Origin of the sequence: Bradyrhizobium sp. NBAIM01 (assembly GCF_020194115.1) — a bacterium.
In the GTDB taxonomy this organism is placed as follows: domain Bacteria; phylum Pseudomonadota; class Alphaproteobacteria; order Rhizobiales; family Xanthobacteraceae; genus Bradyrhizobium; species Bradyrhizobium yuanmingense.
This window is the reverse complement of the sequence record NZ_JADYVU010000004.1, coordinates 489,749-515,580: the sequence shown is the minus strand read 5'-3', so window position 1 is coordinate 515,580 and position 25,832 is coordinate 489,749. Positions and strand designations below refer to the sequence as shown.

Genomic DNA, 25,832 nt, shown 5'->3' with positions numbered 1-25,832 from the left:
TCACGCCAGCGAATTGAACCAGTCGAACGCCGTCGCGTTTCCGTTCAGAACGGCCGCTTCGCCATAGAGGCTCGACAGGAACATGCCGCGATGGCTTGCGCCATTGACCGCGACGCCCGCGGCGAAATGCCCACCGGCGGCGATTGCGGGCCGCACCAGCCGGGGATGCAGCGCCTCATCGGCCAGCCCGTAGTAAAATCTGATCGGGGAATCGTACTGCCAGTACGTCGCACCATTGCCACCAAGGCGGCGCAGCAATGCGCTGTTGGTCTCGTTGGTGAAGCGATCGAAGAAGCCTTCGACCAGGAAATCGCCGGCGGGCGGAATGCTCTTCGCGATCTCGCCCTCGAGGCTGTAATCGGACCAGTATTTCTCCGCGAAGGCTTGATATTGGGGCTTGACCGCCGTCTTGAACAAGTCGGTCAGCCCGTAGTAGCGGCGATAGCTGCCGAGCAGGACGATCAGGCAGGGTGTGATCCAGGCCGGCGGCATCGGGTAGGAGGTTTCCGAGGCCGGAATATAGGCCGTGGGGTTCGTCCAATAGTGAAAGCTCTCGGCGAGATCATTGAACGGACTCTGTGTGGCGGTCGCCCGCACCTTGATGCCGCGGCGCTGCAGCTCCTGTTTCAGCCACTGCGTGTTCAAGGCGCCTTGCGACCAACCGTTCAGGAACAGGTTTGATTGGCGCAGGCTCAGTGTCCGCAATTCGTGCAACCCTGCCGTCAGGATGTCGAGGCAGCATTGCACCGTCGCGCCCTTCACGGCATAGGCTTCGCTCCGACCGTTGCGATAAGGGCCCTTGCCGACATAATCGGCCGCGACGACCGCATAGCCGTTGCCGGCGAAGCGCTGGATATTGAACAGGGTCTCGATCGAATCGACATTGTCGCGCAGCTCGTAATTTTCGTCCTTCAGCCGCAGCAGGTTCGACGGGACCTGATCGAAGGAGAGGATCGTGCCGTGCTGCCATGACAGGAGCGGCAAGGTGCCGCGCGCGCCGACCGGAACCGCAAGCAGGCCGCTGACCTTGACGCGTTCTCCGGTATCCGGGATGCGCGTGAAGGTGACGATGCGCCGCAGCTCCACGTCGTTTCGTGCCGCATATCTTTCGGGAAAGGCAGCTGGCAGGATATTGCCTTCGTTGAAGACGGCGTAGAACTTTGCGGCCAGCGTATTGAGCCGTTCCTTGGAGACGCGCACAGGCTTGCCCGCATCCGTGCGTCGTACCTGCGCCGGCAAGCCAAAAGCGGTTTCCGGAATTGTGGTCGAGAGCGCAAGGCCCGCTGCCGCGCTTCCGGACTTGAGGAAGCTCCGGCGGCTCACTGCAACATCATCGAGCCGGCGATCGAGGTCATCAGGCTTTGTCGCGCGCGAGGTCATGCGTTCCACTCCGAGGCAGATCGCAAGCTGATACAGCACAAAGCCTAGCGGGCGGTGAACGCACCTCGTCGTGGCTGCTCATTGTGAGGGTCCGTGGCCCGGATGAGCGCAGCTACAAGCGGCGGAATCGCTACGCTCATCCGCGTCACGGCAGCTTCATACCACCACGCTCAGCCGTTTCGCCGCCCGCGTGATCCCCGTATACAGCCACCGCGCCCGCGAATCCTGAAACGCAAAGCTCTCGTCGAACAGCACGACGTCGTCCCATTGCGAGCCCTGCGATTTGTGCACGGTCAGGACATAGCCGTAGTCGAACTCGTCATAGGGCTTGCGCTGCTCCCAAGCGATCTGCTCGACGCCGCCCTCGAAGCAATCGGCGCGCACTGAGACCTTGGTCACCTTGTGACCGAAATCCTCATCCGGCGACAACCGCATTGAGAGGATGCGCGATTTCGATCGCGAGGTGTTGCGCGACTTGACGCGCCACAGGCCGCCATTGAACAGGCCCTTCTTGCGGTTGTTGCGCAGGCACACCAGCTTGTCGCCGGCGACCGGGAACTGGTCCTCGATGTTCTGGCGCTGGCGCACCCGCATGTTGTAGGCGCGGCGCGTGTTGTTGCGGCCGACCAGGATCTGGTCGGCGCCCATGACGCGATCGGGATCGAGCTCCTTGCGCGAGACGACCTCGCTCTCGCCGTAACGGCCAATGTCGAGCTCGCGTCCCTCGCGCACGTCCATCGACATCCGCACGATCGGATCGTCCTGGGCCTGGCGATGCACCTCGGTCAGCATCGCGTCCGGCTCGGAATTGGTGAAGAAGCCGCCGCCCTGGATCGGAGGCAACTGCGCGGGATCGCCGAGCACCAGCAGCGGACAGTCGAACGACATCAGGTCGCGCCCCAATTCGGCATCGACCATCGAGCATTCGTCGATCACGATCAGCTTCGCCTTCGACGCCGGCGCATCGTCCCACAATTCGAAGCTCGGCTGCTCCTCGCCGGATTCGCGGGCGCGGTAGATCAGCGAATGGATGGTGGAGGCGCCGTCGCAGCCCTTGTTGCGCATGACGAGGGCCGCCTTGCCGGTGAAGGCGGCGAACTTCACCTCGCCGTCGACGCCCTCGGCGATGTGCCGCGCCAACGTGGTCTTGCCGGTGCCGGCAAAGCCGAACAGGCGGAACACCGGCGGCGTGCCGCCCCGTCCCGGCTTGGCCTTGAGCCAGTCGCCGACGGCCTTGAGCGCAGCATCCTGATGCGGGGTGAAAGTGGCCATGTCTGTCTTGAGGGAGCGGCGAATGAGGCGATTCGCCTTCCCCCAAACTAACCATTCGCCCCGCTGGTTCAAGCGCGGGCCCGTCGCATTTGAAGTCCGTTCCCGGCCGCCATCCTTCGAGACGCCCGCCTTTGGCGGGCCCTCAGGATGAGGGCTGAGTGCGCGGCGGCATTTTTGGCGGGCAAGATGCCGTTGAGCCTCATCCTGAGGAGGCTGCGAAGCAGCCATCTCGAAGGACGAGGCGTTCACTCAGGCGTCGCCAAACCCTACTGCCAGCCGGGAACGCCGCGCATGTCGGGCAGCTGGTGGGCGATGCCCTTGTGGCAGTCGATGCAGGTCTTTTCCTTGGTGAACAGGAAGCGCTGGTGCGCCACCGAGGCCCGCGGCGACTGCTTCGTGATGTCCATGGAATCGGCGCTGTGGCAGTTGCGGCATTCCAGCGAGTCGTTGGCCTTGAAGCGCGCCCATTCGTGCGCGGCGAGCTCGAGCCGGTGATCCTGGAATTTCTCGCGGGTGTCGATCGTGCCGAAGATCTTGCCCCAGACCTCCTTGGAGGCCTGCATCTTTCGCGCGATCTTGTCGGTCCAGTTGTGCGGCACGTGGCAGTCCGGGCAGGTCGCGCGCACGCCGGAGCGGTTGGTGAAGTGGACGGTCGACTTCAGCTCGGCGTAGACATTGTCCTTCATCTCGTGGCAGCCGGTGCAGAACTTCTCGGTGTTGGTGATCTCCAGCGCGGTGTTGAAGCCGCCCCAGAAGATCACTCCGGCGACGAAACCGGCCAGCACCAGGGTGCCGAGCGCGAACACCGAGCTCGGCCGGGTCAGCACCTGCCACAGCTCGAGCAGGAACGCCCGGCTGCGCGCGATGACGCCGCGCTTGGCATTCAGCTCCGCGTTGGGATCGTCGGCAGTCGTCGTCATCTGCGGCCACCCGGGCTTGCGCGTGACAGCAGCGTGTCGATGTCGGTGAAATCGTTGCTGACCGGAGGATTGGCGGTGTTCTGCGGCACGTGGCATTCGGTGCAGAAGAAGCGGCGCGGCGAGACCGAGGCCAGGAACTGGCCGTCGCGATCCATGAAGTGCGTGATCGACACCATCGGCGCCTGCGACTCCGCCGTGCGCGCCCGTGCATGGCAGGACAGGCATTTGTTGCCGTTGAGGTCGACCTGGTAGCCGTCGATATTATGCGGGATGACGGGCGGCTGCTCCGGATAGTTGCGCACCTCCTTCTCGGAGGTGTTGCGGTTCGGCAGCATCGGCGGCGCCGGGCCCTCGTCGTTGAGCGGGGTCGGGCCGCGCAGGCCGGAGGTCACCGTCTGCGCCGTCAGCGAGCTCGTGCCCGCTGCGATCGCGAAGGCGAGCAGGATGATTGCGGATCGTTTCATCATGACATGTTCACCCGCTCGATGCGCACGGCGCATTTCTTGAAGTCGGTCTGCAGCGAGATCGGATCGGTGGCGTCGAGCGTCACCTTGTTGATCAGCTTGGATTCGTCGAACCACGGCACGAAGACGAGGCCGCGCGGCGGCCGGTCGCGGCCGCGCGTCTCGACGCGGGCGCGGATGAAGCCGCGGCGGGAGACCACCTTCACCTCGTCGCCGCGGCGCAGCTTCGCCTCCTGCGCATCGTCCGGATGCATGAAGCAGACGGCTTCGGGAAAGGCCTTGAACAGCTCGGGGACGCGGCGCGTCATGGTGCCGGAATGCCAGTGCTCCAGCACGCGGCCGGTGGAGAGCCAGTAGGGATATTCGTTGTCGGGCGATTCCGCCGGCGGCTCGTAGGGCAGCGCGAAGATGCGGGCCTTGCCGTCGGCATGGCCGTAGAACTGCACGTTGGTGCCCTGCTTGACGTAGGGGTCGCTGCCTTCGCGGAAGCGCCACTTGGTCTCCTGGCCGTTGACGACGGGCCAGCGCAGGCCGCGCTCCCGGTGATAGGTGTCGAACGGCGCGAGGTCGTGGCCATGGCCGCGGCCGAACTGGGCATATTCCTCGAACAGGCCCTTGTGGACGTAGAAGCCGAACGCCTTGGATTCGTCGTTGGCATAGCCCGGCTCGATATCGGTGACCGGGAATTTGTCGACCTGGCCATTCTTGTAGAGCACGTCGAACAGGGTCTTGCCGCGATATTCCGGCTTCTTGGCGATCAGCTCCGCGGGCCAGACCTCCTCGATTCTAAAGCGCTTGGAGAACTCCATGAGTTGCCAGAGATCCGACTTCGAATCGCCCGGCGCGGGGACGAGCTGGTGCCAGAACTGGGTGCGCCGCTCGGCATTGCCGTAGGCGCCTTCCTTCTCCACCCACATCGCGGTGGGCAGGATCAGATCGGCGGCGAGCGCCGTCACGGTTGGATAGGCATCGGAGACCACGATGAAATTGTCGGGGTTGCGGAAGCCTGGATAGATCTCCTCGTTGACGTTGGGACCGGCCTGCAGGTTGTTGTTGACCTGCACCCAATAGGCGTTGATCAGGCCGTCCTTCAGCATCCGGCTTTGCAGCACGGCGTGCGCGCCCGGCTTGTCGGGAATGGTGCCTTCGGGCAGCTGCCAGATCTGCTCGGTGTGGTCGCGATGCTTCTTGTTGGTCACCACCATGTCCGCGGGCAGACGGTGCGAGAAGGTGCCGACCTCGCGCGCGGTGCCGCAGGCCGAGGGCTGGCCGGTCAGCGAGAACGGGCTGTTGCCGGGCGCGGAGATCTTTCCGGTCAAAAGGTGGATGTTGTAGACGAGGTTGTTGCACCAGACGCCGCGGGTGTGCTGGTTGAAGCCCATGGTCCAGAACGAGACCACTTTTGTCTTCGGGTCGGCATACAACTCGGCCAGCGCCTCGAGCCGGTTCAGCGGCACGCCGGACATCTGCGCGGCCTTTTCCAGCGTGTACTCCGACACGAACTTGCCGAATTCGTCATAGCTCATGTCGGTGGCGTCGTTGGGTTTCGCCGCGCCCGTCGCCTTCTTCTGCAGCGGATGCTCGGGCCGCAGGCCGTAGCCAATGTCGGTCTGGCCGCGCTTGAACACGGTATGTGCGGCAACGAAGTCCTTGTTGACGCGACCGGTCTTGATGATGTGGTTGGCGATGGCGTTGAGGATGTACAGGTCGGTGTGCGGCTTGAACACCATGCCGATGTCGGCGAGGTCGAACGAGCGGTGCTCGAAGGTGGAGAGCACGGCGACGCGGACATGCGGTGCGGACAGCCGACGGTCGGCGATGCGCGTCCACAGGATCGGATGCATCTCCGCCATGTTGGAGCCCCACAGCACGAAGGCATCGGTGGCCTCGATGTCGTCGTAGCAGCCGGCCGGCTCGTCGATGCCGAAGGTGCGCATCATGCCGGCGACCGCCGAGGCCATGCAGTGCCGCGCATTGGGATCGATGTTGTTGGTGCGGAAGCCGGCCTTGAACAGCTTGACGGCGGCATAGCCTTCCCAGATCGTCCACTGGCCAGAGCCGAACATGGCGACGCCGTTGGGGCCGCGCTTCTTGATCGCTTCCTTCCACTTCAGCTCCATGATGTCGAAGGCTTCGGTCCAGGTGACGGGCGTGAACTCGCCGTTCTTGTCGTACTTGCCGCCCGTCTTGCGCAGCATCGGCTGCGTCAGCCGGTCATGGCCGTACATGATCTTGGAGAGGAAGTAGCCCTTGACGCAGTTGAGGCCGCGATTGACCTCGGCCTTGATGTCGCCGTGGGTGGCGACGACGCGGTTGTCCTTGGTCGCGACCATCACCGAGCAGCCTGTGCCGCAGAAGCGGCAGGCGGCCTTGTCCCATTTCAATTCGCTCTCCTTCCGCTCGGCGGCGAGGTTGGCGGCGAGCGCCGGTGCCGGCAGGCCGGCGGCGGCCGCGGCGATCGCGGCGGCCTCGAGCTTGAGCATCTGGCGGCGGTCGAGCTTCGGCGATGTCATGATGGCTCTTCCTGACTCAGGCGGTTTCAATGGCGTGGAAGACGAGCGCCGCGGAATAGACGTTCGGCAGCGACTGGATGGTGTTGAGCATGGTGCCAAGGCTGCCGGCATCCGCCGCTTCAGCCACGACGACGAGCTTTCCGCGCGCGTCGCGGGCATGAATCTCGCAGCCGGGAAGCGCTGCGATCTCCGCTTCCAGTTCGGCAAGGCGCTCGGGCCGCGCCTGCACGATGATGCTGGCGATCTCGGCGCCCGGCGGCGCGATGACGCGGTCGGCGCTGAGCATCCGGCCGGTGATCAAGGCGCGGCGGTTGAGTGTGGCGTGAGCCATGATGCCTGTCTTTCGCTGGTTGCCGGTCAATGCGGGGAGGGCGGCGGGCCGGGAGGGCCGGCGAACATCTGGTAGATCCAGACGCCAAGGCCGTAACTGCCGACGGTCCCGACCGCGAGCACGGGCATCACGATCGCGGTCAGGAACAGGAAGGCGAAAATCTCCATGCGCTTACGGCGCACGCGCGACGTCGTGTCGTCAGGGGCCGACATATTCGGTCTCTTGAAGCTGTGGGGAATCGTGACGGCATCCGGGCCGTCGCCTTGCTGCACTTTAGATACGTTCCACCCGACAGCGCGTTGATTTGGATCAATGTCGGTTGGCTGCTTCTCGCTGCGCCGGAGGATGGATCGTCTCCCACGTGGCGGAATTGCGCATCCGTAGACAGCGTCGCCTCGCGCATTAAGATGCCGTTAACAACAATAAGCGGGAGAGCGACGCCATGAAGTTCGGCATCTTCTACGAGCTGCAGCTGCCGCGGCCCTGGGTGGCCGGCGATGAGCTCGCCCTTTATCAGAATGCGCTCTCGCAGATGGAGCTCGCCGACAGGCTCGGCTACGACCATGCCTGGGTGGTCGAGCATCACTTCCTCGAGGAATATTCGCACTCGCCCTCGCCGGAATCGTTCCTGGCTGCCGCAAGCCAGCGCACCAAGAACATCCGGCTCGGCCACGGCATCCTCCAGCTCACCACCAACCATCCGGCGCGCGTCGCCGAGCGCGTCGCGGTGCTGGATCTGCTTTCGAACGGCCGCTGCGAGTTCGGCATGGGCGAGAGCGCCTCGATCACCGAGCTCGAGCCGTTCGGCCGCGACATGGAGACCAAGAAGGAGGTGTTCGAGGAGGCGGTCGCGGCCATCTTCCCGATGTTCAAGGACGCAGGCTCAGAGCATCACGGCAAATATTTCGACATCCCCTTGCGCAACGTCGTGCCCAAGCCGGTGCAGAAGCCGCACCCGCCCCTGTGGATGGCCTGCTCGCAGCTGCCGACCATCGAACGTGCCGGCCGCCACGGCTTCGGTGCGCTCGGCTTCCAGTTCGTCAGCGCCGATGCCGCGCATGCCTGGGTGCACGCCTATTACAACGCCATCACCAAGCGGCTGCACAAGCTCGCCGACTACGAGATCAATCCGAACATGGCGCTGGTCTCGTTCTTCATGTGCGCGAAGACGGATGAAGAGGCGCGCGCCCGCGCCGACGGCGCCACCTTCTTCCAGTTTGCGCTGCGCTTCTACGGCGCTTCGCAGAGCCGCCAGCGCCCCGCGCCCTACACCGTCAACATGTGGGACGAGTACAACAAGTGGAAGCGCGACAATCCGCAAGCCCAGGAGGCGGCGCTGCGTGGCGGCCTGATCGGCTCGCCCGAGACGATCCGGAAGAAGCTGAAGCGCTTCCAGTCCTCGCACATCGACCAGGTCATCTTGCTCAACCAGGCCGGCAAGAACAGTCACGAGCATATCTGCGAGTCGCTGGAGCTGTTCGGTCGCGAGGTGATGCCGGAGTTCCAGAACGATCCGGCGCAGGCGGCCTGGAAGCAGGGCGTGATGAGCGGCGAGATCGAGCTGGAAGAGATCGATACCGAGGCCTTCACCGATCGCTACGGCAAGCTGGCGATCAACGTGCCCCCGCGAAGGCGGCGGCGGGGTAGCGTGTAAGCAACGACAGGTCCTGCTTCCTGGCGCTGAAGCCGGTGCGGTGAGCCGCGCAGGAGTGCGGCGTTTTGACCCGGAGCAGACCTTTCGAACTCTCTGCATCCAGCAATGGCTGGGCGCTCGACGTCCCTTGCGCTGCTTCACGCATATCGTCGTCCCAGCAAGCGCCCAAGCGGCGCGAGGAACGATTCAACACAGCGTGAGTTCGACCTCAAATCCAAGAAACAAAGCAAGAGGGTAACGCGATGACACGATCCGTGGAGGAGTTGAGACGGGAGTCCGAGCGTAGCCGCGCGGAGCTGGCGGCGACGGTCGGACGGTTGAAGGAGCAGATATCGGACACCGCCGAGGACATTCGCCACAAAGTCTCGCCGCAGCACATCAAATCCGAAGTCACCGAATACGTCAGCCACAAGACCCAGAGCTGGGTCGAAGGGCTCAAGCAACAGATCATGGACAACCCGATGGGCGCAGTGGCCGCGGGCGCCGCAGTGGGCGTTCCGTTGCTTCGGTTGGTGCGAGGTACGCCGTTGCCACTTCTCATGATCGGCGCAGGACTCGCCCTGACCTCGAAGACGGTGCGCGATCGTGCTGCAGACGTCACCGGCCCGGTCTTGGACAAAGCCGGGCACATGCTTGAGGGGGTGGCCGAGGGCGCACGGGCGATGCAGGGTGATGCCAAGGAGACGCTGTCCTCCGCGCAAAGCCGAACCGCTGGCATGGCTGATGACGCGCAGGAGAAGGCCGCCGGCATTGCCGCTGATCTGCGGGAGAGCGCGGCGCGTGCTGCCACTTTTGCGAGTGAAAAGCTCAAGAGTGGCATGAATGCAACCAGGGATGCCGCCGCGAGCGCGCCTGACCAGGCCCGGCAGGCCATTGGCGACAATGCTGCGCTCATCGGCGGCCTGGGCATCGCGATCGGCGCCATCATTGCGGCTGCTCTTCCCGAGACCAAGGTCGAAGCTAAGGTTATGGGCCGGACGAGCGACGGGGTGAAGCAGGCTGCTGCCGCCGCGGCGCAATCCGGGTTCGAGGCCGCAAGAGACGCCACCACGTCGGCGGCCGATGCTGCGGCGCAAAGGGTCGCCGATGCTGATCTCGGCACCCATGCCAGCCGCATGACGCAGAACATGGCGGACACTCTGAAGGAGGCTGCGGACGACGTCGTCAAAGCTGCCTTTAGCCCCTCTCAAACCAAAACCTGAAGGAAACCATCATGAGCGATTTGGACCCGCAGAACGTGAAGCAGTTCACAAAGAACCAGGACAAGGGCACCGCGAAGGACATGAAAGAGCAGATCGGCGATGCCGGAGCGGAGATGAAGCAGCGCGCCGGCGATGCGTTCCGGGCATCGGCCGACGTCGCGCGAGACAAGTTCGGCGAGGCCGCGGATGCAGCAAAGGGCGTCGCGGACGGAACCATGGACCAGATTCAGAGCCAGGCGCGCGAACAGCAGCGATCGGGCGCCGATTTCGTCGAGCGCCTCGCGGCCAACATCCGCGAGGCCGGACGGGCTTTCGAGAGCGACGTACCGTTCGCCGCACGCGGCATCGGTTCGGCGGCGGACTATGTCGAGGATGCCGCCCAGAAGATTCGGGACGGAAGCTTCCGAGATCTTGTCGCAGGCGCGACCGATTTCGCCAAACGTCAGCCGGCCGCCTTTCTTGGCATATCGGTGCTGGCTGGCTTCGCGGCCGTTCGCTTCCTGAAGGCATCGGGCGGACAGTCGTCATCCCAAGGGCAGCGCAACACCCCCGGCAGCACGTCGGGGAGCGGGCAAACGTCGGGCGGGAGACCGTTTTCGGCGGGAGAGCAAAACTGGAATCGGGAGTCCGGGACCCGTAACCCCCATACGCAACAATCCTCATCCTTCCAGGGCAGCACGTTACCATGAGCATCGAGCGCGATATCAAAACCAGCAAAAGCGAGTTCAGGGAAATCTCGACGCTGCTCGGCGATGCCATGTCGCAGTTCGCCAAGCTGTTCCAGAACGAGATCGACCTGGCAAAGGCAGAAGTTGGCGAGAAGCTCCAGAATATCGGCGGCGCCGTCGGCTTGATCGTAGGCGGCGCCGTTCTGGTGATCCCGGCCATCGTCATGGCCTTGTTTGCCCTCTCGGCCGCATTGATCTCCGCAGGATGGTCGCAGCCACTGTCATATCTGACATCGGCAGTCATCGCTGCGGCCATCGCCGCCGCGCTGGTGGCCATGGGCATGAACCGGCTTGATATGCGTCAGCTGGCTCCCCGCGAAACGATCGGCCAGCTGGAAAAAGACAAGGACACCGTGAAGGGAATGGTGCGATGAGCAGCACGAAAACCGGTTTTATCGACAATCTGGTAACGGCCGCCAGGGACAATCCGCTTGCCGTGGCCCTCATCGGAGGCGGCGCGCTTTGGCTATTGGCCGGCGACCAGAAGTTAAAGACTGTAGCGCGTTCTGCTGCCGAGGCCGTCGAACCCGTTGCCGACTTAGGGACGCGCGGCTTCAGCTCGGCAGCATCCGCGATCAAGCGGACCGTGGCGCCGCCGACCGCCCCCGAAATGGACAACGACGGCTCGCAAGGGGTCGGGGAGACCCTGCGTGGCGCGACCGCCGCCGCTTCCGATACTATGTCGCAGGCCGCCGAGGGCGTCCGGGATCGTTTCGACGAGGGCGTCGCCTTCGCGCAGGAGCAATTCAGCAAGCTGGGCAATGCGCTTCCGAACAAGGACACCATGGCGAGTGCGAAGTCGTCACTGGCGGACATGCTGGAGCGGCAACCGCTCGTGCTAGGGGTCGTGGGCATCGCAATTGGTGCGGCCGTGGCGGGCGCGTTCCGCGCCTCCGAGATCGAGAACCAGTATATCGGAGACGTCAGCGACGACGTGAAGGCTGACCTGAACCGGCGCGCCGGTGCGGTCTCGCAGGCCCTGCGTGAAGCCTCGGACACGGTTGTCTCGGAAATCAGCGATACCGGCGCCGAGATTGTGGACCGAGTCAAGCAGGCCGGGATGGACGCCGCGGCAGCTGCCCGCGCCGAGGTGAAGGCTCCGTAGTGAGGCGACGGAGAGCGGGGTGCGCTGGCCACGCGCCTCGCTCTGGTTGGGTGATCAGGCAGGTGGGTTGTCCTGAAGGCGAACCTAATCCCAGTATGGAATGGCCGGACGGGCGATCATCAGCCAGAAGATCATCAGCACGGCCGCGAAAGCCGGAAAGCCGAAGGCGAACCACCACCAGAAGAGACGGTGATAGCGGGCGGGCAGCTTGCCGTTGCTCGCGACCGCTGCGACGGCGAGATCGCGCATCTGCATCTGCATCCACACCACCGGCAGCCAGAAGGCGCCGATCACGAGATACAGTGCAATCGACGCCGCCACCCAGCCGTCGCCGAGGGAATACCCGCTCGACCAGGCGAGCCATGTCCCGGTGATCGGCTGCAGGATCACGGCACTCGCCGTGAACAGGAAGTCGGCCAGCACCACCGTCCGCGCGACTCCCGCGATCTCGCGCGGGTCGCCGCGCAGATGTGCCACCAGCATGAAGAAGGCGATGCCGGCCCCGGTGCCGAGCAGCACGGCAGCGCCGATGATGTGCGCCATCTTCACGAGGAAATAGATCATCAGCGATCCTCGCGGATGGCCATGGCGACCAGATTGAGCATGATCACCGGCCAGATCTTCAGCATCGGTCCCAGCGGATCGGCCCACAGTCGCGGCACCAGGACGGTGCCGATCACGGCATAGGTGAGCGAGATGATCAGTGCGGCCCAGAGTCCGTAGCGGCTCAGAGGCCGCCAGAGAATGGCGATGCCGATGACGATGTCGGCGAGCGCGCCCGCGGTGACGACGAGCGCCGCGACGTTCCCTTGCAGCCCGCCTTCAAGCAGCAACGACATGCCGATATTCCAGCCCGCGCTCAGCGAGATGATGCCGGTGGCGATCCAGAACGCGCCGAAGACGCCAAAGATCAGCGGCTTGAGCGCATACAGCTGTGCAAACCAGCGTTCCTGCACCGACGCAGGCTCGCGTGCGAGCGCGACTTCGAGATCGCGCGGTGGAGTGCCGGTCAATCGACGCCAGGGCTCGGGATCGCCGGTCGCACCGCGGCGCATTTCCGCCTGTGCCGTCGTGTTGATGGGCGTTGGCCATCCCAGCATCTGCGCAACGTCGCCCGCACGATAGGCAATTGAAGCCGCCCAGCGCGGCAGCTGCAGGCGATAGGCCGGGCGCCAGCGCAGCCAGGCGCGAAACAGCGCGACCGCATCGCTGAAGGCGATCCGCCGCGGGCCGGCCAGATCGACCGCGACCCGTGAAGGCGCGCCGGGCTGCAGGAAGAACAGCACGGTCTCAACGACGTCGTCGAGATGCACCGGTTGAATCGCCGCCGTGTCCGGCATGACCGGCAGAACCGGCAGCGCCGCCAGCCCGCGCAGCAGCGCGCTGCCACCATAGGCGGGCCGGCCGACCACGACAGAAGGCCGCAGCACCACCCAATCGAGCTCCCGCGCCATCAAGGCGGCTTCGCCCTCGCGCTTGGTGCGGGAAAAATCGCTGAGCGCATCGACATTGCTGCCGATTGCCGAGAACAGGATGACCCTGCGGACCCCGGCGGTCTCGCAGGCCGCATAGAGTGCCGCGCTGCCGGCGACATGAACGCCTTGCATGTCCTGTCCCTGCAGCGCACCCGCTGCATTGATCACGGCATCGACGCCGGCGAGAAGGCCCTTCCATTTCGACACATCGGTGGTCCGGGCGACGTCGAGCGCGACGTGGCGAGGATCGTGCGCCGCCGCGGGATGACGCGACACCAAGATGCAGTCATGTCCTTCGGCGGACAGCCTGGCGTGGATCGCCGATCCGATGAGTCCTGTAGCCCCGACGAGAAGGATGCGCATCGACTGATCCTTCGATGAGCGGCCTGGGCAACGCCCTGATCAAGCCTTGAAGATACGGACCAATAAAGCGGGGCTGCAATCGTTCCTCGCGGGGGAACTGATGGGTTTGGCTGCAGGCAGAGAACCGGACACCCCGCCCCGCGCAGCTCCCTTGAAGTCAATGGCGGATGATCGAAAGGGTACGGAGCGACGCAGCGGCGTGATCCGCGAATGCCCTCACAGCCGGTGCGGTGCGCCGGGAACCGGGAATCACGACTTGAACCGGTACGGCCGGCTCATAGGCCGGAAGAAGACGCACGAGCTTGCCTGACGAAATCTCGGCTTCGACCTGATAGGATAAAAGTCGAGCGATGCCTTGGCCCGATGTCACGGCGGCAATGACCGTGTCGAGATCTGTCGTCATGAGGCGCGGCATCACGCGAACCGTGTGCAAGCGACCTCGATTTTGAAAACGCAGTTCGGTCGGCCCCGCAAATCCGGAAAAGAACACGACATCGTGCTTCGGTATGTCTCGCGGATGTCGAGGCTCAGGTTGCCTGCGCAAGTAGGAAGGGCTGGCCACCAGGACGCGACGGACCGACCCCACTGATCTGACGACGAGGCGCGAGTCGCGCGGCTGACCTATCCTGACCGCAACATCGATGCCTTCACTGATCAGGTCGAGCGACCTTTCGCCCATGACGAGCTCGATACGGATCGCCGGATGAGCGTCAAGGAAGCTCGATACGATCGGGGCGACATGACGGCGTCCGAAGATGGTGGGAGCGGCTATTCGCAGGATACCGTGCAGCGGAGCCCCCTCCGTCTCGACAAGCCTGCTCATGACGGTCGAGTAGCCGTTGACCAGCTCGCGGGCGCGCTCAGCAAAGTGGCGTCCGGCATCCGTCGGTGCAAGGCGGCGGGTTGTTCGCTCCACCAATCGTCTTCCGACCCTTTCCTCGAGGGCCGCAAGCGCGCGAGTGACCGCGGGAGGCGAACGCTTCAATCGCTTTGCTGCGCCTACCAGACTTCCAACCTCAACTATCGCGACGAATGTCGCAAGTTCATCGAGCCTGTCCATCGGATCATTCCCCGAAATGGAATTGTGACTTTCAGCATTAATTCTAGTGCAATTCAGGAGGTCGTAATAGCCTTCGAATGCGGTCGGCAGCGGAGGCGATCATGATCGCGGCAGCGCGAGAGGCCATAAAGGCTGATAACGCAGACGCAGTGCTCGCGTTTTTCAACGAGCATCAGTGCCCCGCCTTTGTTTCGCAACTCGTTTCGAAAGGTGCCCTCATGCCCGCAGCATTGGAATTTCTGTTGTGGTGTGTCGCGCTCGCAACGTGGCTGATGCTTCTTTGCGCGCTGGTCAGTGAGCGCTTGAAGCGGCTCTCAAAGCTTTTCAGTCATCTGCGCGAGATTGCTTTCAGGCACAGGGTGAAGTGACTCGGTGGGGCCATCGGATCAGCCTCATCTGAGAAAATCGCGACGATGCCGTCTCGAAGGGGGAGGCGCAGCGTGAGACCCGCCAATGGTGTCTGCAACAGCCGAGCGGCCCTGGGCGGCGGTGCTCGTGAGCGCTTCCGGTAAGATTCCGTTGCTGCTATCCTCTCGCAAAAGAGCGTCTTGCGGAGGAATACGGTGCGACCCAACGGGACAACCTTTCATCCGTCGGCCGGCGATGTCACGCCCGCGGTGCTCGCCATCGGCCGCTCCGATTTTCCCGATGTGCTCATCGACACGCTGCGCCGGCAGGCCGATGTCGGCCATTGCATGGTGTTCGCGCTGAGCCGGGCAGGCGCGGCAAGCTGCCTGCTCGATGCCGGCAACATCCCGATCGGCGCCGATCTCGGCGCCGCCTATGCCGGCCAGTTCCACGAAACGGATCCCAACCGCGATGCGCTGTTCGAAGGCGAGGGCGGCGCGCCGATCATGCTGCCTCGCTTCGCGCCGCGCATGTACGGCGCGCGCTACCGCAAGATCTTCTTCCAGGATTCCGGCATCGTCGACAAATGTGCGACCGCGATCTGGACCGGTGACACCTGCTTCTACGTCAACTTCTATCGGATCGCCGCGCAGGGCCGCTTCAGCGCCGCCCAGCGCGAGCGGCTCGGGGCGATCGCACCGGCGATCGCAGCCAGCGTCGCCCGCCATTTCCAGGAGAAGCCGACGTCCGATCTTGCGTCCCTGTTCGCGACGCGCAAGCCGCTCTCCGCGCTCACCCTGCGCGAGCAGGAGGTCTGCCGCCATATCCTCGGAGGCTTCAGCTCGGAGGCGATTTCGCAGGCGCTCGGCATCAGCCTGCATTCGATCCTGACCTACCGCAAGCGCGCCTATGAGCGGCTCGGCATCTCCTCGCAGAGCGAATTATTCGGAATTGTGCTGCGCCTGCTGACGGGTCCGCGCGGCCTGAACTAGGGGCTCCAAGTCCGCGATGTCTGTGTCCATCCAACTTTAGTTGAAGCATTTGGCCTATCATCCGATGCGGTTGCGGCACGTAGGGCCGATCCGAGGATGAGAACATGCCAGACTGGCTTCTTGCACCTATCTGCCTGGTCGCCTTGCTGGGAGTCATTGGCTACGCCTTTTACCAGGGCATGAGGGTCCCGCCGGATCGAAACAATACGAACTTTGGACCCGGCCAGAATGATGGTTGGTCCGGCGGCTCTGACGGCCATTCCGGAAGTTAGCAACGTCGGCGCGGCCGAACGTCCGACGAACCCGAGCTAACCCGACGATCGCTTCTCGACAGCCGCCGCGATTTTCTCCAGGGCGGCGTTTGTGTGCCGCAAGTCGACCAGCTGCTGTTCGCACATCTCGATGATCGTTCGTCCAGACCGCCATCCGAACGACCGTGCGCCCCCTCGGCAACAAAGCCAGATCAGCGCTGCCAGAAAGACGCCGGCAGCGAGCCAGGATAGCGCCTGCTTCCGGTCGACGTCCGCGAAGGCCTGGCGGAGGTCGCCCTTGCGCAGGTACGCAATCGCGCGGCTGCCGTAGGCGGCATAGTCGTGGGCATATTCGGGATCAACTGCGATCACCCGGTTGTAGTCGGCAATGGCACGGTCAAAATCGCCTTTGGCAAAATAGGCGTTGCCCCGGGCCATGAGAGCGAAGCTATTGTTCGCATTCAGCTGGATGGTGGCGGTATAGTCGGCAATGGCGCGGTCGTTGTCCCCTTTCCTTTGATAGGCGTAGCCGCGCTCGCCGTATCCGACCCGCTTTCCATGGTCTGACAGGCCGGCTTCGAATGCCTGGTCGACGTCGGCTATTGCCCGGTCGTGGTCGTGCCGTTGGTTGTAGATGTGCGACCGGTTGAGCAGTGAGCCGCCAGCTTTCGGGTTTACCCGGATCGCCGCGGTGAAATCTTCCAGGGCGCGGTCATCGCGATCGGCGAAGCTTGTCCATGGCCAGGAACAGCCACGCGCATGATACAAACTCGACAGGTCTTCGCCGTTGTAGTCTCCGCTCTGGATCGCGCGTGTGCAGGCAGCGATGATCTCGGCAGAGGCTTCCTTCGTCCGTTCCAAACAGACTTGTCGATCGTCGGCAGCCGCTGGCCGGCTGACGACGGCGGCTGCGAGTGCCAGAACAACTAGCAGGATGTCGGCGGCAATGCCCGAGCGCATGACTTCGTCCCCGCGATGCCCGGTGTTCGCGCTAACCAGGAGACGGCTTTTCCAGAGCGGTCGCGATCCTCTCCAGCAATGCATTGGTTCGCCTGTTTTCCGCGACCTGCTGCTCGTATAGATCGACCCAGCTCGCCCCGGATGATGAGCGCCGGATCGTGCGCGAGTACCATAGCCAGGCGCCCACCAGCACCAGGAACGGCAACCAAGACACGATCAGATTAAAGACCCAGGATGAACCACCGCTTCCGCCTGGTGTGTTGGCGAACGCAAAGAAAACGACGAGAGCTCCGACGAGACTGACCCACAAGGCAATCAACAGAAGTCGAGATCGAAGCTTGGTCATTTCAGTCACGGCAGTTCCCTTTGGTCGGCTGACAAGGCCGATACTATCATGAGTTGATTTCTCCTCCATGCTCTCGCGCATGCGGTCGTTGCAACGTGGTTAGCCGTTTCTTTGCTGTACGCCTTGGCCATCATGACGCCCACCGTCACGAGGGCACACCGTGAAAGTCGTTGCAATTGTCCGGATTGAGCCGGAAGCCGTCGTTGCCTTTCGCTCAGGACGTTCGCGCGGGGTCCCTCAGCGGAAATTAACGTTGCGTCGCCAACATGCTCGACATGCATTCCAAACGGCGTCGTCAAGTGCCCTATCTGGTTCACACCAACAGAGAGCTCGGCCTGATGCTCCGGGGCACCAAGCCCCTCGCATATTTCATGGATATCGTCGGCCAGGAGCCGGACATCTGTATTCGGTATTGGCGCATGTTCGACCGGCATGTCGCTGAAGGCCGCCTGACGAAGCGCGAGCTGATCGAGCCATGTCCTGGGGCGCCGCAGCTCGAATATCGGATGCTGTTCTACACATTGCCCGGTCACGAGTGGCGGATTGACGCCATGCTTGCGCTGCTGAACGAGCCCGGAGCCTGGTCCGATGATCGAGAACGGCGCTTCGGCGAATTGCTCGGTTACGAGACCTGGCAGATCGACCATTGGCTGACGCATGGTCGCTCGCCGACCGACGCTTAGCTTGCTGTCCCGCACACTGGCAACCCTGCAGCGCTCGAGGAGCCCCTTGCTATGCGGAAAGTCGGGAACGATAGGGCGCGGTGAGCAGCAGCATGAACAGCGCTCTCTCGGCCTGGTACTTTGCTGCGGGTCGACTGGCTTCCCGGCCCTGCATCACCACCGCGCCTTGAATGGTGCAGACGCTCCAGCTCCATGTCCTGCGCCTGCGCTGCGCCAGGGTCACTTCGAAAATCGGAAATTCCGGTCCCGCCATCGCCGCCGCTTCTCGCCAGACATCCAATTTGGGCGGAGTTGAACCCGGAGCGCCGGCCTGTGTCTTCACCCATTTGGGTGAAGCGAAGCTTGTCCCTGCCGACGCACGCCACCGGACAAGTCCGGCGTCAATCTCTCAGCGGTAATTTGGGGATCGCGCCGAAGAGGGCAGCTGCGCTCTTCTGGTTGCGCGTTCCCGTCTTGGCGAGGACGGCCTTGACCTGGGTGCGGATGGTTTCGCGGCTGAGCCCGTGATGCGCGGCGATGTCGCCGATCGTCTGTCCTTGCGCGATTCCGCGCGCAACGCGCGCCTCGCTCGGGGTGAGGTCGAACAGGCCGCGAATGAGGGCGAGGCTCGGGGCCTGTGAGGCGGTGACCGGCGTCGCGATGAGGAGGCCAACCGCTCCATCGAAGAGATCGCGGGCCTCGCCCGGCATCGAAACCAGATGAAGCACCACCCGATCGAGATCGCTGGCGCGACGCGCGGCGAAGGAGCACACGGCCTTGTCCGGCGCATCGAGTTGGGCGAGGCCGGCGCGCAGCAGGGTGTCGGCGGCGCGGTCCTTGATCGCGATCCGGTCCTTCGGCAACCATTGCAGAAGGTCGGTCATGGCTTCGATCAAGGCGTTGGCGGTCAGAACCCGCCCGGAGCGCGTGATCGCGAGGGCCGGCAAGCCGACCAGCGACAGCGCCTCGGTTGCCGCCCGCATCCGGGTGAGGCGCCAGCGTGTCGACAGCAAAGCCGCCCGCGCGAGATGGGGGCGAAAGCGGTCGAGAAAATCGAGATCCTGCCGCGAAAAGGCGGGGCGGCCGGCCAGTCTTTCCATGTGGAAGACGATGATCTCACCGGACGGGCTGCGGACCGCCGTCGCGCAGGCGTGTTCGAAGCCCCACTTCTTGTTCCATTCCACCCGATATGGATCGCGCTCCCATTCCTCCGGCGAAAATGCCTCGTGCTCGCCGACGAAGCCGGGGTGATCAAGCGCCAGGAGTCGCGGGGTCGTCTCCGTCCGGCTGGAGAGGTCGCCACGCAGGAACGCCGAGAAAGCCTCGCGGATCGACGGCGACGTCACGACACCGTTCCAGACACCGGACCATTGATCGGAGTCCGAGGTGATCATGACCATGCCATGCGCGCCCGCGGCATGAGCGATGTTCTCCAGGACGTCCGGCCAGAGCTCCGGAACGGTCGCTGCCTCGTGGATGCGGTCCACGATCTGCTCGAAATCGATGCCCGTCATTGCTGCGCTGGACCCATCAGATTCGACCGATCTTTCAGACGCGCGGCGTGCATTTCTGCAGCAGCCTTCGTGCTTCGCCCGCCCAAGGCCCTTGATACCAATCCGCTTCGGCGGAACCAATTGCTACTATTTCCCAAGCCGGCCCGGATGGACGGCTAGCAGAAATCATGTCCATATATCAACTATTTGACAGGTCAGAGGTTGTCCCGGCGGCTTTCAAGGTCGGTCTGATCCCGTAAGCCGGGGGCAGCGCTGAATGGACCACGGTTCTCGGCGCATCAACCTATCGGCGTTCGCGGGTAGAGGAGGCGAGCATGATCCTCATATGGCTTGGAGTGCTCCTTGTTTTCGGCGGCCTATTCCAAATGGCGTTTCAGCCCATTTGGCGAGGTCGATTCAGTGGTGGGAAGTGGCTTCGCTCCGGACGTGACACGCTGGAGCCTGAAAGGCCCGGTAGCGGCTTCGGCGTCAAATCGAACTGGCCTGGACTTGTGATGGTCGCGCTTGGCGGCGCTTTCTTGCTGGCCGGAGCTGCCATCTGAGTTGAAAGCAGACAAAGGCCTGAGAAGATACAGGATGGCCGAACCCGTCGACCTGCGCCAGTTCAGAAGGCAGTGCAGGCCCTGGATATCGTGCTGAGCTGGAATTTTCTTCCAGAGGTGAATGATGCGCAACCCCGTCGCGCCTTTGCCGAGTTGACGTCACAGCAGTTCGACGCTGGCATGGTTGACGCGAGCGGCAGCTTTTGGCCCGCCTGTCCCAATCCATGGGGACAGACGGCGGCAACTGAAAGGCGCTAGCCTTGGTATCGAGGAGACGACAAGGGAGCGAAGCTTGAGCACCGCGCCGCGCATCGAGATCGACCCGGCTGCCTTCTGGGCCGACCCCTATCCGATGCTCGCCAAGATGCGGAAGGAGGCGCCGATCGCCTTCGTGCCGCAGCTCGGCTCGACGCTGCTGACGAGCCGCGACGACATCTCGATCTCGGAGAAGCAGATCGACGTGTTCTCCTCGCACCAGCCCGCCGGCCTGATGAACCGGCTGATGGGCCACAACATGATGCGCAAGGATGGCGAGGCGCATCTCGTCGAGCGCCGGGCGATGTTTCCGACGGTCTCACCGAAGACGGTGAAGGGCTACTGGACCGCACAGTTCCAGGCCCATGCGGATCGCATCATCGCTTCACTCGAACCGGGCCGGATCGATCTCATGCGCGACTTCGCGCTGCCGTTCTCCGGCGAATGCCTGAAGTCGATCACCGGCCTTACCAATATCGGCTTTCAGGACATGGACGCGTGGTCGCAAGGCATGATCGAAGGCATCGCCAATTATGCCGGCGACCCTGAGGTCGAGGCGCGCTGTCATGCAGCAACCGCGGGCATCGACGCCGCGATCGACGACGTCCTGCCGGTGATGCGCAAGCATCCCGACCAGAGCATTTTGGGCGTGCTGCTCGCCTCGGACATGCCGATGGAGAGCGTGCGCGCCAACGTCAAGCTTGCCATCTCCGGCGGCCAGAACGAGCCGCGCAAGGCGATCGCCGGCACGGTCTGGGCGCTGCTGACCCATCCCGACCAGCTCGATCTGGTCCTGCGCGGCGAGGTGTCCTGGCTGCAGGCTTTCGAGGAATATGCCCGCTGGATCTCGCCGATCGGCATGTCGCCGCGCCGCATCGCAAAACCCTGGACCATTCGCGATGTGGCGTTCGAGCTCGACGAACGCGTATTCCTGATGTTCGGCTCCGCCAACCGCGACGAGAAGCATTTCGAGCGCGCGGACCAGTTCAACGTGCGGCGCGACACCTCCAAGAGCGTCGCCTTCGGCGCGGGCCCGCATTTCTGCGCCGGCGCCTTCGCCTCGCGCGCCATGATCGCCGACGTCGCGCTGCCGACATTGTTCGCGCGGGCCTCGCGCATCGAGCTCGCCGAGGACGAAGAGGTGCGGATCGGCGGCTGGGCCTTCCGCGGGCTGCAGAATCTGCCGGTGAGGTGGGAGCAATAGGCCGGTAAGGAGCCTCTCCCCCAAGGCTGCAATCGTGCCATTCTGCCGCTGTTTTGCCCGACAGGTCAAACAAATTTCGGATAATTCGTAAGTCGTTGATCTTGCACGTCTCGTCTACTGTGCATGGGGTTGTTTTCGCGTTTTATGTTTCGCGCCAAAGACCGCTCGACCAAATCCGTGGAGCTCTCACATTCGCGTGCAGAAAAATTCCATCCTCATTCGCTTCCCCGCTTGAAAGATTAATCACGCGCGCGGCATGCAGCGCAGTGCTCGCATCGCTATTTTCCCGGACGTCTCGACACTTCCGATGACGCGCACCATCATTCGGCATACGTGAATGATGACGGCCACATGCGGCCGGGAGTGTGGAATGCAGCGTCGGGACTTTCTGAAACTTTCGGTTGGAACTGCGGCCGCCGCTGCGTTCGCATCGCATGCGATCGCGCAAGGCGCGGTGAAGGAAATTCGTATCGGCTACCAGAAGACCGGCGTGCTGGTCATCGCGCGCCAGCAGGCTGCCCTGGAAAGACATTTCGCAGCCTCAGGCATCGAGGTGAAGTGGATCGAGTTCTCCTCGGGGCCGCCGATGATGGAGGCGATGAACGTCGGCAGCGTCGATTTCGGCGCGGTGGGTGATTCCCCGCCAGTGTTTGCCCAGGCCGCGGGCGCGGCGATCGTCTACGCCGCCGGCCAGCCCATCACCAACGGCCAGGGCATCCTGGTGCCCAAGGATTCGCCAATCCGCGACATCGCCGATCTCAAGGGCAAGCGCATCGGCTTCACCAAGGGCTCCAGCGCCCACAACGTCGTGGTGCAGACGCTGGAGAAGGCCGGCCTCACCTATGCCGACATCACCCCGGTCTACCTGACGCCGCCGGATGCCGGCCCCGCCTTCGCCAATGGCAGCATCGAGGCCTGGGCGATCTGGGATCCGTATTTCGCGATCGGCGAGACCAAGCAGAACGGCCGCATCCTGATCAATGCGCGCGAGGTCACCAAGACCAATTCCTTCTACATCGCCAACCGCGAGTTCGCGAAGAACCATGGGGCGATCCTGCAGCAGATCGTCGACGTGACGACCGCGGCAGGCCAATGGGCCGAGCAGCACCGCGACGAGGTCGCCAGATCGCTCGCCGCGATTACCGGCGTTCCCTTGGATATCCAGACCGTCGCCGCCAATCGCGCGAACTTCGTGGTCGGCCCCGTCACCGACGAGATCGTTGCGACCCAGCAGGGCGTCGCCGACCGCTTCTACAAGCTCGGCCTGATCCCGAAGCCGATTCATATTCGCGACATCGTCTGGCGCAACCCGGCAGCCTGACCGTGCCGACAACTCTTCCCGTTCAAAAAGGTCTGAACATGAAGCGCATCGTTCAACGCGTGATCGCAGCCATCGTGCTGTCGATCGGCATCGTCGCGGCCGCGGTCGGCACCTCCTACGGTCAGGATAAGGTGGTCCGCATCGGCTACCAGAAGTACGGCAAGCTGGTGCTGCTCAAGAGCAAGGGCACGCTGGAGCCGAAGCTCGCCGCTGACGGCTACAAGGTGGTGTGGACCGAATTTCCGTCCGGTCCGCCGCTGCTCGAAGCGCTTAACGTCGGCGCGATCGATTTCGGCAACACCGGCGAAGCTCCGCCGATCTTCGCGCAGGCCGCCGGCGCGCCGATCCAGTATGTGGCCTACGAGCCGCCGGCGCCGAAGGGCGAGGCGATCCTGGTCCCGAAGGAAAGTCCGCTGAAATCCGTTGCCGACCTCAAGGGCAAGAAGGTCGCGCTCAACAAGGGCTCCAACGTCCACTATCTCCTCGTCAAGGCGCTTGAGAAAGCCGGCGTCAAATACTCGGAGATCGAGACCGTGTTCCTGGCACCAGCCGACGCGCGGGCCGCCTTCGAACGCGGCGCAGTCGATGCCTGGGTGATCTGGGATCCGTTCCAGGCCGCGGCGGAAGCGGCCACCGGCGCACGCACGCTGGCCGATGGCAGCGGCATCGTGGCCAACTACCAGTTCTACTTCGCCTCCAAGAAATTCCTCGAAGCCAACCCGAAGATCGTCGATGCCGTGCTCGCCGAACTCAGCGCGGTCGATGATTGGGCCAAGGGCGACATCCGCGCCGTAGCCGAGCAGCTGGCTCCCTCGATCGGTCTCCCGGTCCCCGTGGTCGAGGTGGCCCTGAAGCGCCAGTCCTACGGCATCAAGCCGATCACCGATGCCGTCATCGCCGACCAGCAGCAGGTGGCCGACGCGTTCTTCGCGCTCGGCCTGATCCCCAAATCCATCAAGATTTCCGACGTGGCGCGGAAGCCGGGAACGTGAGCACACTCATGAGCAAGCAATCAAACGCCAACATCCTCTGGTTCCTGCCGACCCACGGCGACGGCCGCTATCTCGGCACCGGCATCGGCGGCCGCGAGGTCAATTTCAACTATCTGCGCCAGGTCGCGCAGGCCGCCGATCAGCTCGGCTATTTCGGCGTGCTGTTGCCGACCGGGCGATCCTGCGAGGATTCCTGGATCGTTGCGTCCTCGGTCGCGCCGTTCACCGAGCGGCTGCGCTATCTCGTCGCCGTTCGGCCCGGCCTGCAATCGCCGAGCGTCGCCGCGCGCATGACCGCGACGCTCGATCGCGTCTCGAACGGCCGGCTCCTCGTCAACGTCGTCACCGGTGGCGATCCCGTCGAGAACAAGGGCGACGGCATCTTCCTCGGCCACGACGAGCGCTACGAGGTCACCCGCGAGTTCCTCAACCTCTACAGCGACCTGCTCGCCGGCAAGACGGTGAACGCCGAGGGCAAGCACATCCGCATCGAGGGCGGCAAGCTGCTGTTTCCCCCCGTGCAGTCGCCGCGGCCCCCGCTCTATTTCGGCGGTTCCTCCGATGCCGGCATCGACGTCGCGGCGGACACCGTGGACAAATATCTCACCTGGGGCGAGCCGCCGGCGCTGGTCGCCGAGAAGATCGCGAAGGTGAGGGAGGTTGCCGCCGCTCGTGGCCGCAAACTCTCCTTCGGCATCCGTCTACACGTCATTGTCCGCGAGACCAACGAAGAAGCCTGGCACGCCGCGAACGAGCTGATCAGGCATGTCAGCGACGACACCATCGCGCTGGCGCAGAAGAACTTTGCCCGTATGGACTCGGTCGGTCAGCACCGCATGGCGCAGCTCCACGGCGGCAAGCGCGACAAGCTCGAGATCGCGCCGAACCTGTGGGCCGGCGTCGGCCTCGTACGCGGCGGCGCCGGCACGGCGCTGGTCGGCGACGCCCAGACGGTGGCGGCGCGCATCAAGGAGTATCAGGATCTCGGCATCGATACCTTCATCATGTCGGGCTATCCGCATCTGGAGGAAGCCTATCGCTTCGCCGAGCTGGTGTTCCCGCTGCTCGCGCTGGAGCAGCCGAGCAACGTGACGAAGCTGCATTTCAACGGCGGTCCGTTCGGCGAGACGGTCGGCAGCGATTTCCGTCCGCAGCACCGGGTGTCGCAGTCATGAGCCTGATCGACAGCATTTCGCTTCCGCGCAGCATCCGCCTGCCGCGGGCCGACGGCCTGATCCAGTGGATCGTGCCGCTCGCCATCATCGCGGTCTGGCAGGTCGCGAGCGTCACCGGCTTCGTGCCGACGCGGGTGCTGCCGGCCCCGAGCGACGTCGTGCTCGCGGGCTGGAAGCTGCTGGTCTCCGGTGAGCTCGTCCGCAACATCTGGGTGTCGTTCTGGCGCGCCTCGGTCGGCTTTTTGATCGGCGGCAGCATCGGTTTCGCCTTCGGCCTCGCCAACGGCCTGTCGCAGCTCTCGGCCAGGCTCACCGATACCACCCTGCAGATGGTGCGCAACGTGCCGCATCTGGCGCTGATCCCGCTGGTCATCCTCTGGTTCGGCATCGACGAAAGCGCAAAGCTCTTCCTGGTGGCGCTCGGGGTGTTCTTCCCGATCTATCTCAACACGCTGCACGGCATCCGCACCGTCGATCCGCAGCTGATCGAGATGGGCCGCATCTACGGCATGACCGATGGCGAACTGTTCCGCCGCGTCATCTTCCCGGGCGCGCTGCCTTCGATCTTCGTCGGCATCCGCTTTGCGCTCGGCATCATGTGGCTGACGCTGATCGTCGCCGAGACCATCGCGGCCTCTTCCGGCCTCGGCTACATGGCGATGCAAGCGCGCGAGTTCATGCTGATCGACGTCGTCGTGCTCTCGATCCTGATCTACGCCCTGCTCGGCAAGCTCGCCGACAGCGCCTCCCGCGTGCTGGAGCGTCTGACGCTCTCCTGGCACCCCGCCTTCCAGAAACGTTGA

Annotated in this window: 27 protein-coding genes; 13 read left to right on the top strand and 14 right to left on the bottom strand. The window is 63.9% G+C overall.

What is annotated here, in order from left to right:
* The 7 genes from I6F31_RS17665 to napE form a co-directional block, all read right to left on the bottom strand.
* Nucleotides 1-1,380, bottom strand: a complete 1,380-nt coding sequence (locus tag I6F31_RS17665) for a lipase family protein (protein WP_225185826.1) — start codon at nt 1,378-1,380, stop codon at nt 1-3.
* Nucleotides 1,381-1,536: 156 nt separating this feature from the next.
* Entirely contained in the window at nt 1,537-2,652 is a 1,116-nt protein-coding gene (locus I6F31_RS17660; protein ID WP_035998929.1) for an ATP-dependent RecD-like DNA helicase, read from the bottom strand.
* Between the two features lie 266 nt (nt 2,653-2,918).
* Nucleotides 2,919-3,572 carry a NapC/NirT family cytochrome c gene (locus I6F31_RS17655; RefSeq protein ID WP_035998932.1) on the bottom strand — a complete coding sequence of 218 codons (654 nt, stop codon included), beginning with the start codon at nt 3,570-3,572 and terminating at the stop codon, nt 2,919-2,921.
* Entirely contained in the window at nt 3,569-4,039 is a 471-nt protein-coding gene (locus I6F31_RS17650) for a nitrate reductase cytochrome c-type subunit (protein ID WP_035998936.1), read from the bottom strand. The genes I6F31_RS17655 and I6F31_RS17650 overlap by 4 nt, the downstream gene beginning before the upstream one ends.
* On the bottom strand, nt 4,036-6,549 hold the full coding sequence (gene napA, locus I6F31_RS17645) for a nitrate reductase catalytic subunit NapA (RefSeq protein WP_225185825.1): 2,514 nt from the start codon (nt 6,547-6,549) through the stop codon (nt 4,036-4,038). Before napA ends, I6F31_RS17650 begins: the two co-directional genes overlap by 4 nt.
* 16 nt (nt 6,550-6,565) lie before the next feature.
* Nucleotides 6,566-6,880: a chaperone NapD gene (locus I6F31_RS17640; protein ID WP_035998976.1), complete on the bottom strand. Its 315-nt coding sequence runs from the start codon at nt 6,878-6,880 to the stop codon at nt 6,566-6,568.
* Nucleotides 6,881-6,906: 26 nt separating this feature from the next.
* Complete coding sequence (gene napE / locus I6F31_RS17635) at nt 6,907-7,092, bottom strand: periplasmic nitrate reductase, NapE protein (protein WP_018318384.1); 186 nt, start codon at nt 7,090-7,092, stop codon at nt 6,907-6,909.
* A gap of 230 nt (nt 7,093-7,322) precedes the next feature.
* Between napE and I6F31_RS17630 the strand changes: the two genes are divergently transcribed.
* The 5 genes from I6F31_RS17630 (at nt 7,323) to I6F31_RS17610 (ending at nt 11,569) form a co-directional block, all read left to right on the top strand.
* Entirely contained in the window at nt 7,323-8,534 is a 1,212-nt protein-coding gene (locus I6F31_RS17630) for an LLM class flavin-dependent oxidoreductase (RefSeq protein ID WP_225185824.1), read from the top strand.
* A 242-nt stretch (nt 8,535-8,776) separates the two neighbouring features.
* A complete protein-coding gene (locus I6F31_RS17625; RefSeq protein ID WP_036022116.1) occupies nt 8,777-9,736 on the top strand; it encodes a DUF3618 domain-containing protein in 960 nt (319 codons plus the stop codon).
* An 11-nt stretch (nt 9,737-9,747) separates the two neighbouring features.
* Entirely contained in the window at nt 9,748-10,425 is a 678-nt protein-coding gene (locus I6F31_RS17620) for a hypothetical protein (RefSeq protein WP_036022119.1), read from the top strand.
* Nucleotides 10,422-10,838, top strand: a complete 417-nt coding sequence (locus I6F31_RS17615) for a phage holin family protein (RefSeq protein ID WP_225185823.1) — start codon at nt 10,422-10,424, stop codon at nt 10,836-10,838. Before I6F31_RS17620 ends, I6F31_RS17615 begins: the two co-directional genes overlap by 4 nt.
* Complete coding sequence (locus I6F31_RS17610) at nt 10,835-11,569, top strand: hypothetical protein (protein WP_225185822.1); 735 nt, start codon at nt 10,835-10,837, stop codon at nt 11,567-11,569. Before I6F31_RS17615 ends, I6F31_RS17610 begins: the two co-directional genes overlap by 4 nt.
* A gap of 84 nt (nt 11,570-11,653) precedes the next feature.
* On the opposite strand, the gene I6F31_RS17605 is transcribed toward I6F31_RS17610, so the two are convergent.
* The 3 genes from I6F31_RS17605 to I6F31_RS17595 form a co-directional block, all read right to left on the bottom strand.
* On the bottom strand, nt 11,654-12,133 hold the full coding sequence (locus tag I6F31_RS17605) for a DUF2269 domain-containing protein (RefSeq protein ID WP_036022126.1): 480 nt from the start codon (nt 12,131-12,133) through the stop codon (nt 11,654-11,656).
* Nucleotides 12,133-13,407: an SDR family oxidoreductase gene (locus I6F31_RS17600; RefSeq protein WP_036022129.1), complete on the bottom strand. Its 1,275-nt coding sequence runs from the start codon at nt 13,405-13,407 to the stop codon at nt 12,133-12,135. Before I6F31_RS17600 ends, I6F31_RS17605 begins: the two co-directional genes overlap by 1 nt.
* 157 nt (nt 13,408-13,564) lie before the next feature.
* Entirely contained in the window at nt 13,565-14,467 is a 903-nt protein-coding gene (locus tag I6F31_RS17595) for a LysR family transcriptional regulator (RefSeq protein WP_036022131.1), read from the bottom strand.
* Between the two features lie 101 nt (nt 14,468-14,568).
* Here I6F31_RS17595 and I6F31_RS17590 point away from each other — a divergent pair, with 101 nt between their 5' ends.
* Together I6F31_RS17590 and I6F31_RS17585 are read left to right on the top strand one after the other, a co-directional pair.
* Nucleotides 14,569-14,835: a hypothetical protein gene (locus I6F31_RS17590; RefSeq protein WP_141697582.1), complete on the top strand. Its 267-nt coding sequence runs from the start codon at nt 14,569-14,571 to the stop codon at nt 14,833-14,835.
* Nucleotides 14,836-15,030: 195 nt separating this feature from the next.
* On the top strand, nt 15,031-15,807 hold the full coding sequence (locus tag I6F31_RS17585; RefSeq protein ID WP_036022134.1) for a LuxR C-terminal-related transcriptional regulator: 777 nt from the start codon (nt 15,031-15,033) through the stop codon (nt 15,805-15,807).
* Nucleotides 15,808-16,115: 308 nt separating this feature from the next.
* On the opposite strand, the gene I6F31_RS17580 is transcribed toward I6F31_RS17585, so the two are convergent.
* Complete coding sequence (locus I6F31_RS17580) at nt 16,116-17,018, bottom strand: tetratricopeptide repeat protein (protein ID WP_074447710.1); 903 nt, start codon at nt 17,016-17,018, stop codon at nt 16,116-16,118.
* Nucleotides 17,019-17,049: 31 nt separating this feature from the next.
* On the bottom strand, nt 17,050-17,373 hold the full coding sequence (locus tag I6F31_RS17575) for a hypothetical protein (RefSeq protein WP_225126228.1): 324 nt from the start codon (nt 17,371-17,373) through the stop codon (nt 17,050-17,052).
* A 290-nt stretch (nt 17,374-17,663) separates the two neighbouring features.
* On the opposite strand from I6F31_RS17575, the gene I6F31_RS17570 reads away from it, so the two are divergent.
* Nucleotides 17,664-18,047, top strand: a complete 384-nt coding sequence (locus tag I6F31_RS17570; protein ID WP_225126226.1) for a hypothetical protein — start codon at nt 17,664-17,666, stop codon at nt 18,045-18,047.
* Nucleotides 18,048-18,096: 49 nt separating this feature from the next.
* On the opposite strand, the gene I6F31_RS17565 is transcribed toward I6F31_RS17570, so the two are convergent.
* Both I6F31_RS17565 and I6F31_RS17560 read right to left on the bottom strand, forming a co-directional pair.
* The gene (locus I6F31_RS17565) at nt 18,097-18,300 is read right to left on the bottom strand and encodes a hypothetical protein (protein ID WP_050995847.1); all 204 of its coding nucleotides are present in this window, start codon (nt 18,298-18,300) and stop codon (nt 18,097-18,099) included.
* Nucleotides 18,301-18,427: 127 nt separating this feature from the next.
* Nucleotides 18,428-19,540: a helix-turn-helix transcriptional regulator gene (locus I6F31_RS17560; protein ID WP_036022142.1), complete on the bottom strand. Its 1,113-nt coding sequence runs from the start codon at nt 19,538-19,540 to the stop codon at nt 18,428-18,430.
* A gap of 834 nt (nt 19,541-20,374) precedes the next feature.
* Between I6F31_RS17560 and I6F31_RS17555 the strand changes: the two genes are divergently transcribed.
* The 5 genes from I6F31_RS17555 (at nt 20,375) to ssuC (ending at nt 25,832) form a co-directional block, all read left to right on the top strand.
* Nucleotides 20,375-21,541 (top strand): cytochrome P450, encoded by a 1,167-nt coding sequence (locus I6F31_RS17555; protein WP_035999015.1) that lies wholly within the window; start codon nt 20,375-20,377, stop codon nt 21,539-21,541.
* A gap of 370 nt (nt 21,542-21,911) precedes the next feature.
* Nucleotides 21,912-22,862, top strand: coding sequence for a sulfonate ABC transporter substrate-binding protein (locus tag I6F31_RS17550; RefSeq protein ID WP_035999017.1), 951 nt, complete (start codon nt 21,912-21,914; stop codon nt 22,860-22,862).
* Between the two features lie 38 nt (nt 22,863-22,900).
* Nucleotides 22,901-23,854 (top strand): sulfonate ABC transporter substrate-binding protein, encoded by a 954-nt coding sequence (locus I6F31_RS17545; RefSeq protein ID WP_035999020.1) that lies wholly within the window; start codon nt 22,901-22,903, stop codon nt 23,852-23,854.
* Nucleotides 23,855-23,862: 8 nt separating this feature from the next.
* Nucleotides 23,863-25,029: an FMNH2-dependent alkanesulfonate monooxygenase gene (gene ssuD / locus I6F31_RS17540; RefSeq protein ID WP_035999064.1), complete on the top strand. Its 1,167-nt coding sequence runs from the start codon at nt 23,863-23,865 to the stop codon at nt 25,027-25,029.
* Complete coding sequence (gene ssuC, locus I6F31_RS17535) at nt 25,026-25,832, top strand: aliphatic sulfonate ABC transporter permease SsuC (RefSeq protein ID WP_035999023.1); 807 nt, start codon at nt 25,026-25,028, stop codon at nt 25,830-25,832. The genes ssuD and ssuC overlap by 4 nt, the downstream gene beginning before the upstream one ends.

Excerpts from the sequence above, each read along its gene's own strand:
- ssuD (WP_035999064.1), top strand. The coding sequence starts at position 23,863 with ATGAGCAAGCAATCAAACGCCAACATCCTCTGGTTCCTGCCGACCCAC.
- I6F31_RS17580 (WP_074447710.1), bottom strand. The coding sequence starts at position 17,018 with ATGCGCTCGGGCATTGCCGCCGACATCCTGCTAGTTGTTCTGGCACTC.
- I6F31_RS17640 (WP_035998976.1), bottom strand. The coding sequence starts at position 6,880 with ATGGCTCACGCCACACTCAACCGCCGCGCCTTGATCACCGGCCGGATG.
- I6F31_RS17655 (WP_035998932.1), bottom strand. The coding sequence starts at position 3,572 with ATGACGACGACTGCCGACGATCCCAACGCGGAGCTGAATGCCAAGCGC.
- I6F31_RS17605 (WP_036022126.1), bottom strand. The coding sequence starts at position 12,133 with ATGATCTATTTCCTCGTGAAGATGGCGCACATCATCGGCGCTGCCGTG.
- I6F31_RS17590 (WP_141697582.1), top strand. The coding sequence starts at position 14,569 with ATGATCGCGGCAGCGCGAGAGGCCATAAAGGCTGATAACGCAGACGCA.
- napA (WP_225185825.1), bottom strand. The coding sequence starts at position 6,549 with ATGACATCGCCGAAGCTCGACCGCCGCCAGATGCTCAAGCTCGAGGCC.
- napE (WP_018318384.1), bottom strand. The coding sequence starts at position 7,092 with ATGTCGGCCCCTGACGACACGACGTCGCGCGTGCGCCGTAAGCGCATG.
- I6F31_RS17600 (WP_036022129.1), bottom strand. The coding sequence starts at position 13,407 with ATGCGCATCCTTCTCGTCGGGGCTACAGGACTCATCGGATCGGCGATC.
- I6F31_RS17650 (WP_035998936.1), bottom strand. The coding sequence starts at position 4,039 with ATGATGAAACGATCCGCAATCATCCTGCTCGCCTTCGCGATCGCAGCG.
- I6F31_RS17660 (WP_035998929.1), bottom strand. The coding sequence starts at position 2,652 with ATGGCCACTTTCACCCCGCATCAGGATGCTGCGCTCAAGGCCGTCGGC.
- I6F31_RS17595 (WP_036022131.1), bottom strand. The coding sequence starts at position 14,467 with ATGGACAGGCTCGATGAACTTGCGACATTCGTCGCGATAGTTGAGGTT.
- I6F31_RS17565 (WP_050995847.1), bottom strand. The coding sequence starts at position 18,300 with ATGGCGGGACCGGAATTTCCGATTTTCGAAGTGACCCTGGCGCAGCGC.
- I6F31_RS17625 (WP_036022116.1), top strand. The coding sequence starts at position 8,777 with ATGACACGATCCGTGGAGGAGTTGAGACGGGAGTCCGAGCGTAGCCGC.
- ssuC (WP_035999023.1), top strand. The coding sequence starts at position 25,026 with ATGAGCCTGATCGACAGCATTTCGCTTCCGCGCAGCATCCGCCTGCCG.
- I6F31_RS17620 (WP_036022119.1), top strand. The coding sequence starts at position 9,748 with ATGAGCGATTTGGACCCGCAGAACGTGAAGCAGTTCACAAAGAACCAG.
- I6F31_RS17665 (WP_225185826.1), bottom strand. The coding sequence starts at position 1,380 with ATGACCTCGCGCGCGACAAAGCCTGATGACCTCGATCGCCGGCTCGAT.
- I6F31_RS17545 (WP_035999020.1), top strand. The coding sequence starts at position 22,901 with ATGAAGCGCATCGTTCAACGCGTGATCGCAGCCATCGTGCTGTCGATC.
- I6F31_RS17615 (WP_225185823.1), top strand. The coding sequence starts at position 10,422 with ATGAGCATCGAGCGCGATATCAAAACCAGCAAAAGCGAGTTCAGGGAA.
- I6F31_RS17610 (WP_225185822.1), top strand. The coding sequence starts at position 10,835 with ATGAGCAGCACGAAAACCGGTTTTATCGACAATCTGGTAACGGCCGCC.
- I6F31_RS17550 (WP_035999017.1), top strand. The coding sequence starts at position 21,912 with ATGCAGCGTCGGGACTTTCTGAAACTTTCGGTTGGAACTGCGGCCGCC.
- I6F31_RS17630 (WP_225185824.1), top strand. The coding sequence starts at position 7,323 with ATGAAGTTCGGCATCTTCTACGAGCTGCAGCTGCCGCGGCCCTGGGTG.
- I6F31_RS17560 (WP_036022142.1), bottom strand. The coding sequence starts at position 19,540 with ATGACGGGCATCGATTTCGAGCAGATCGTGGACCGCATCCACGAGGCA.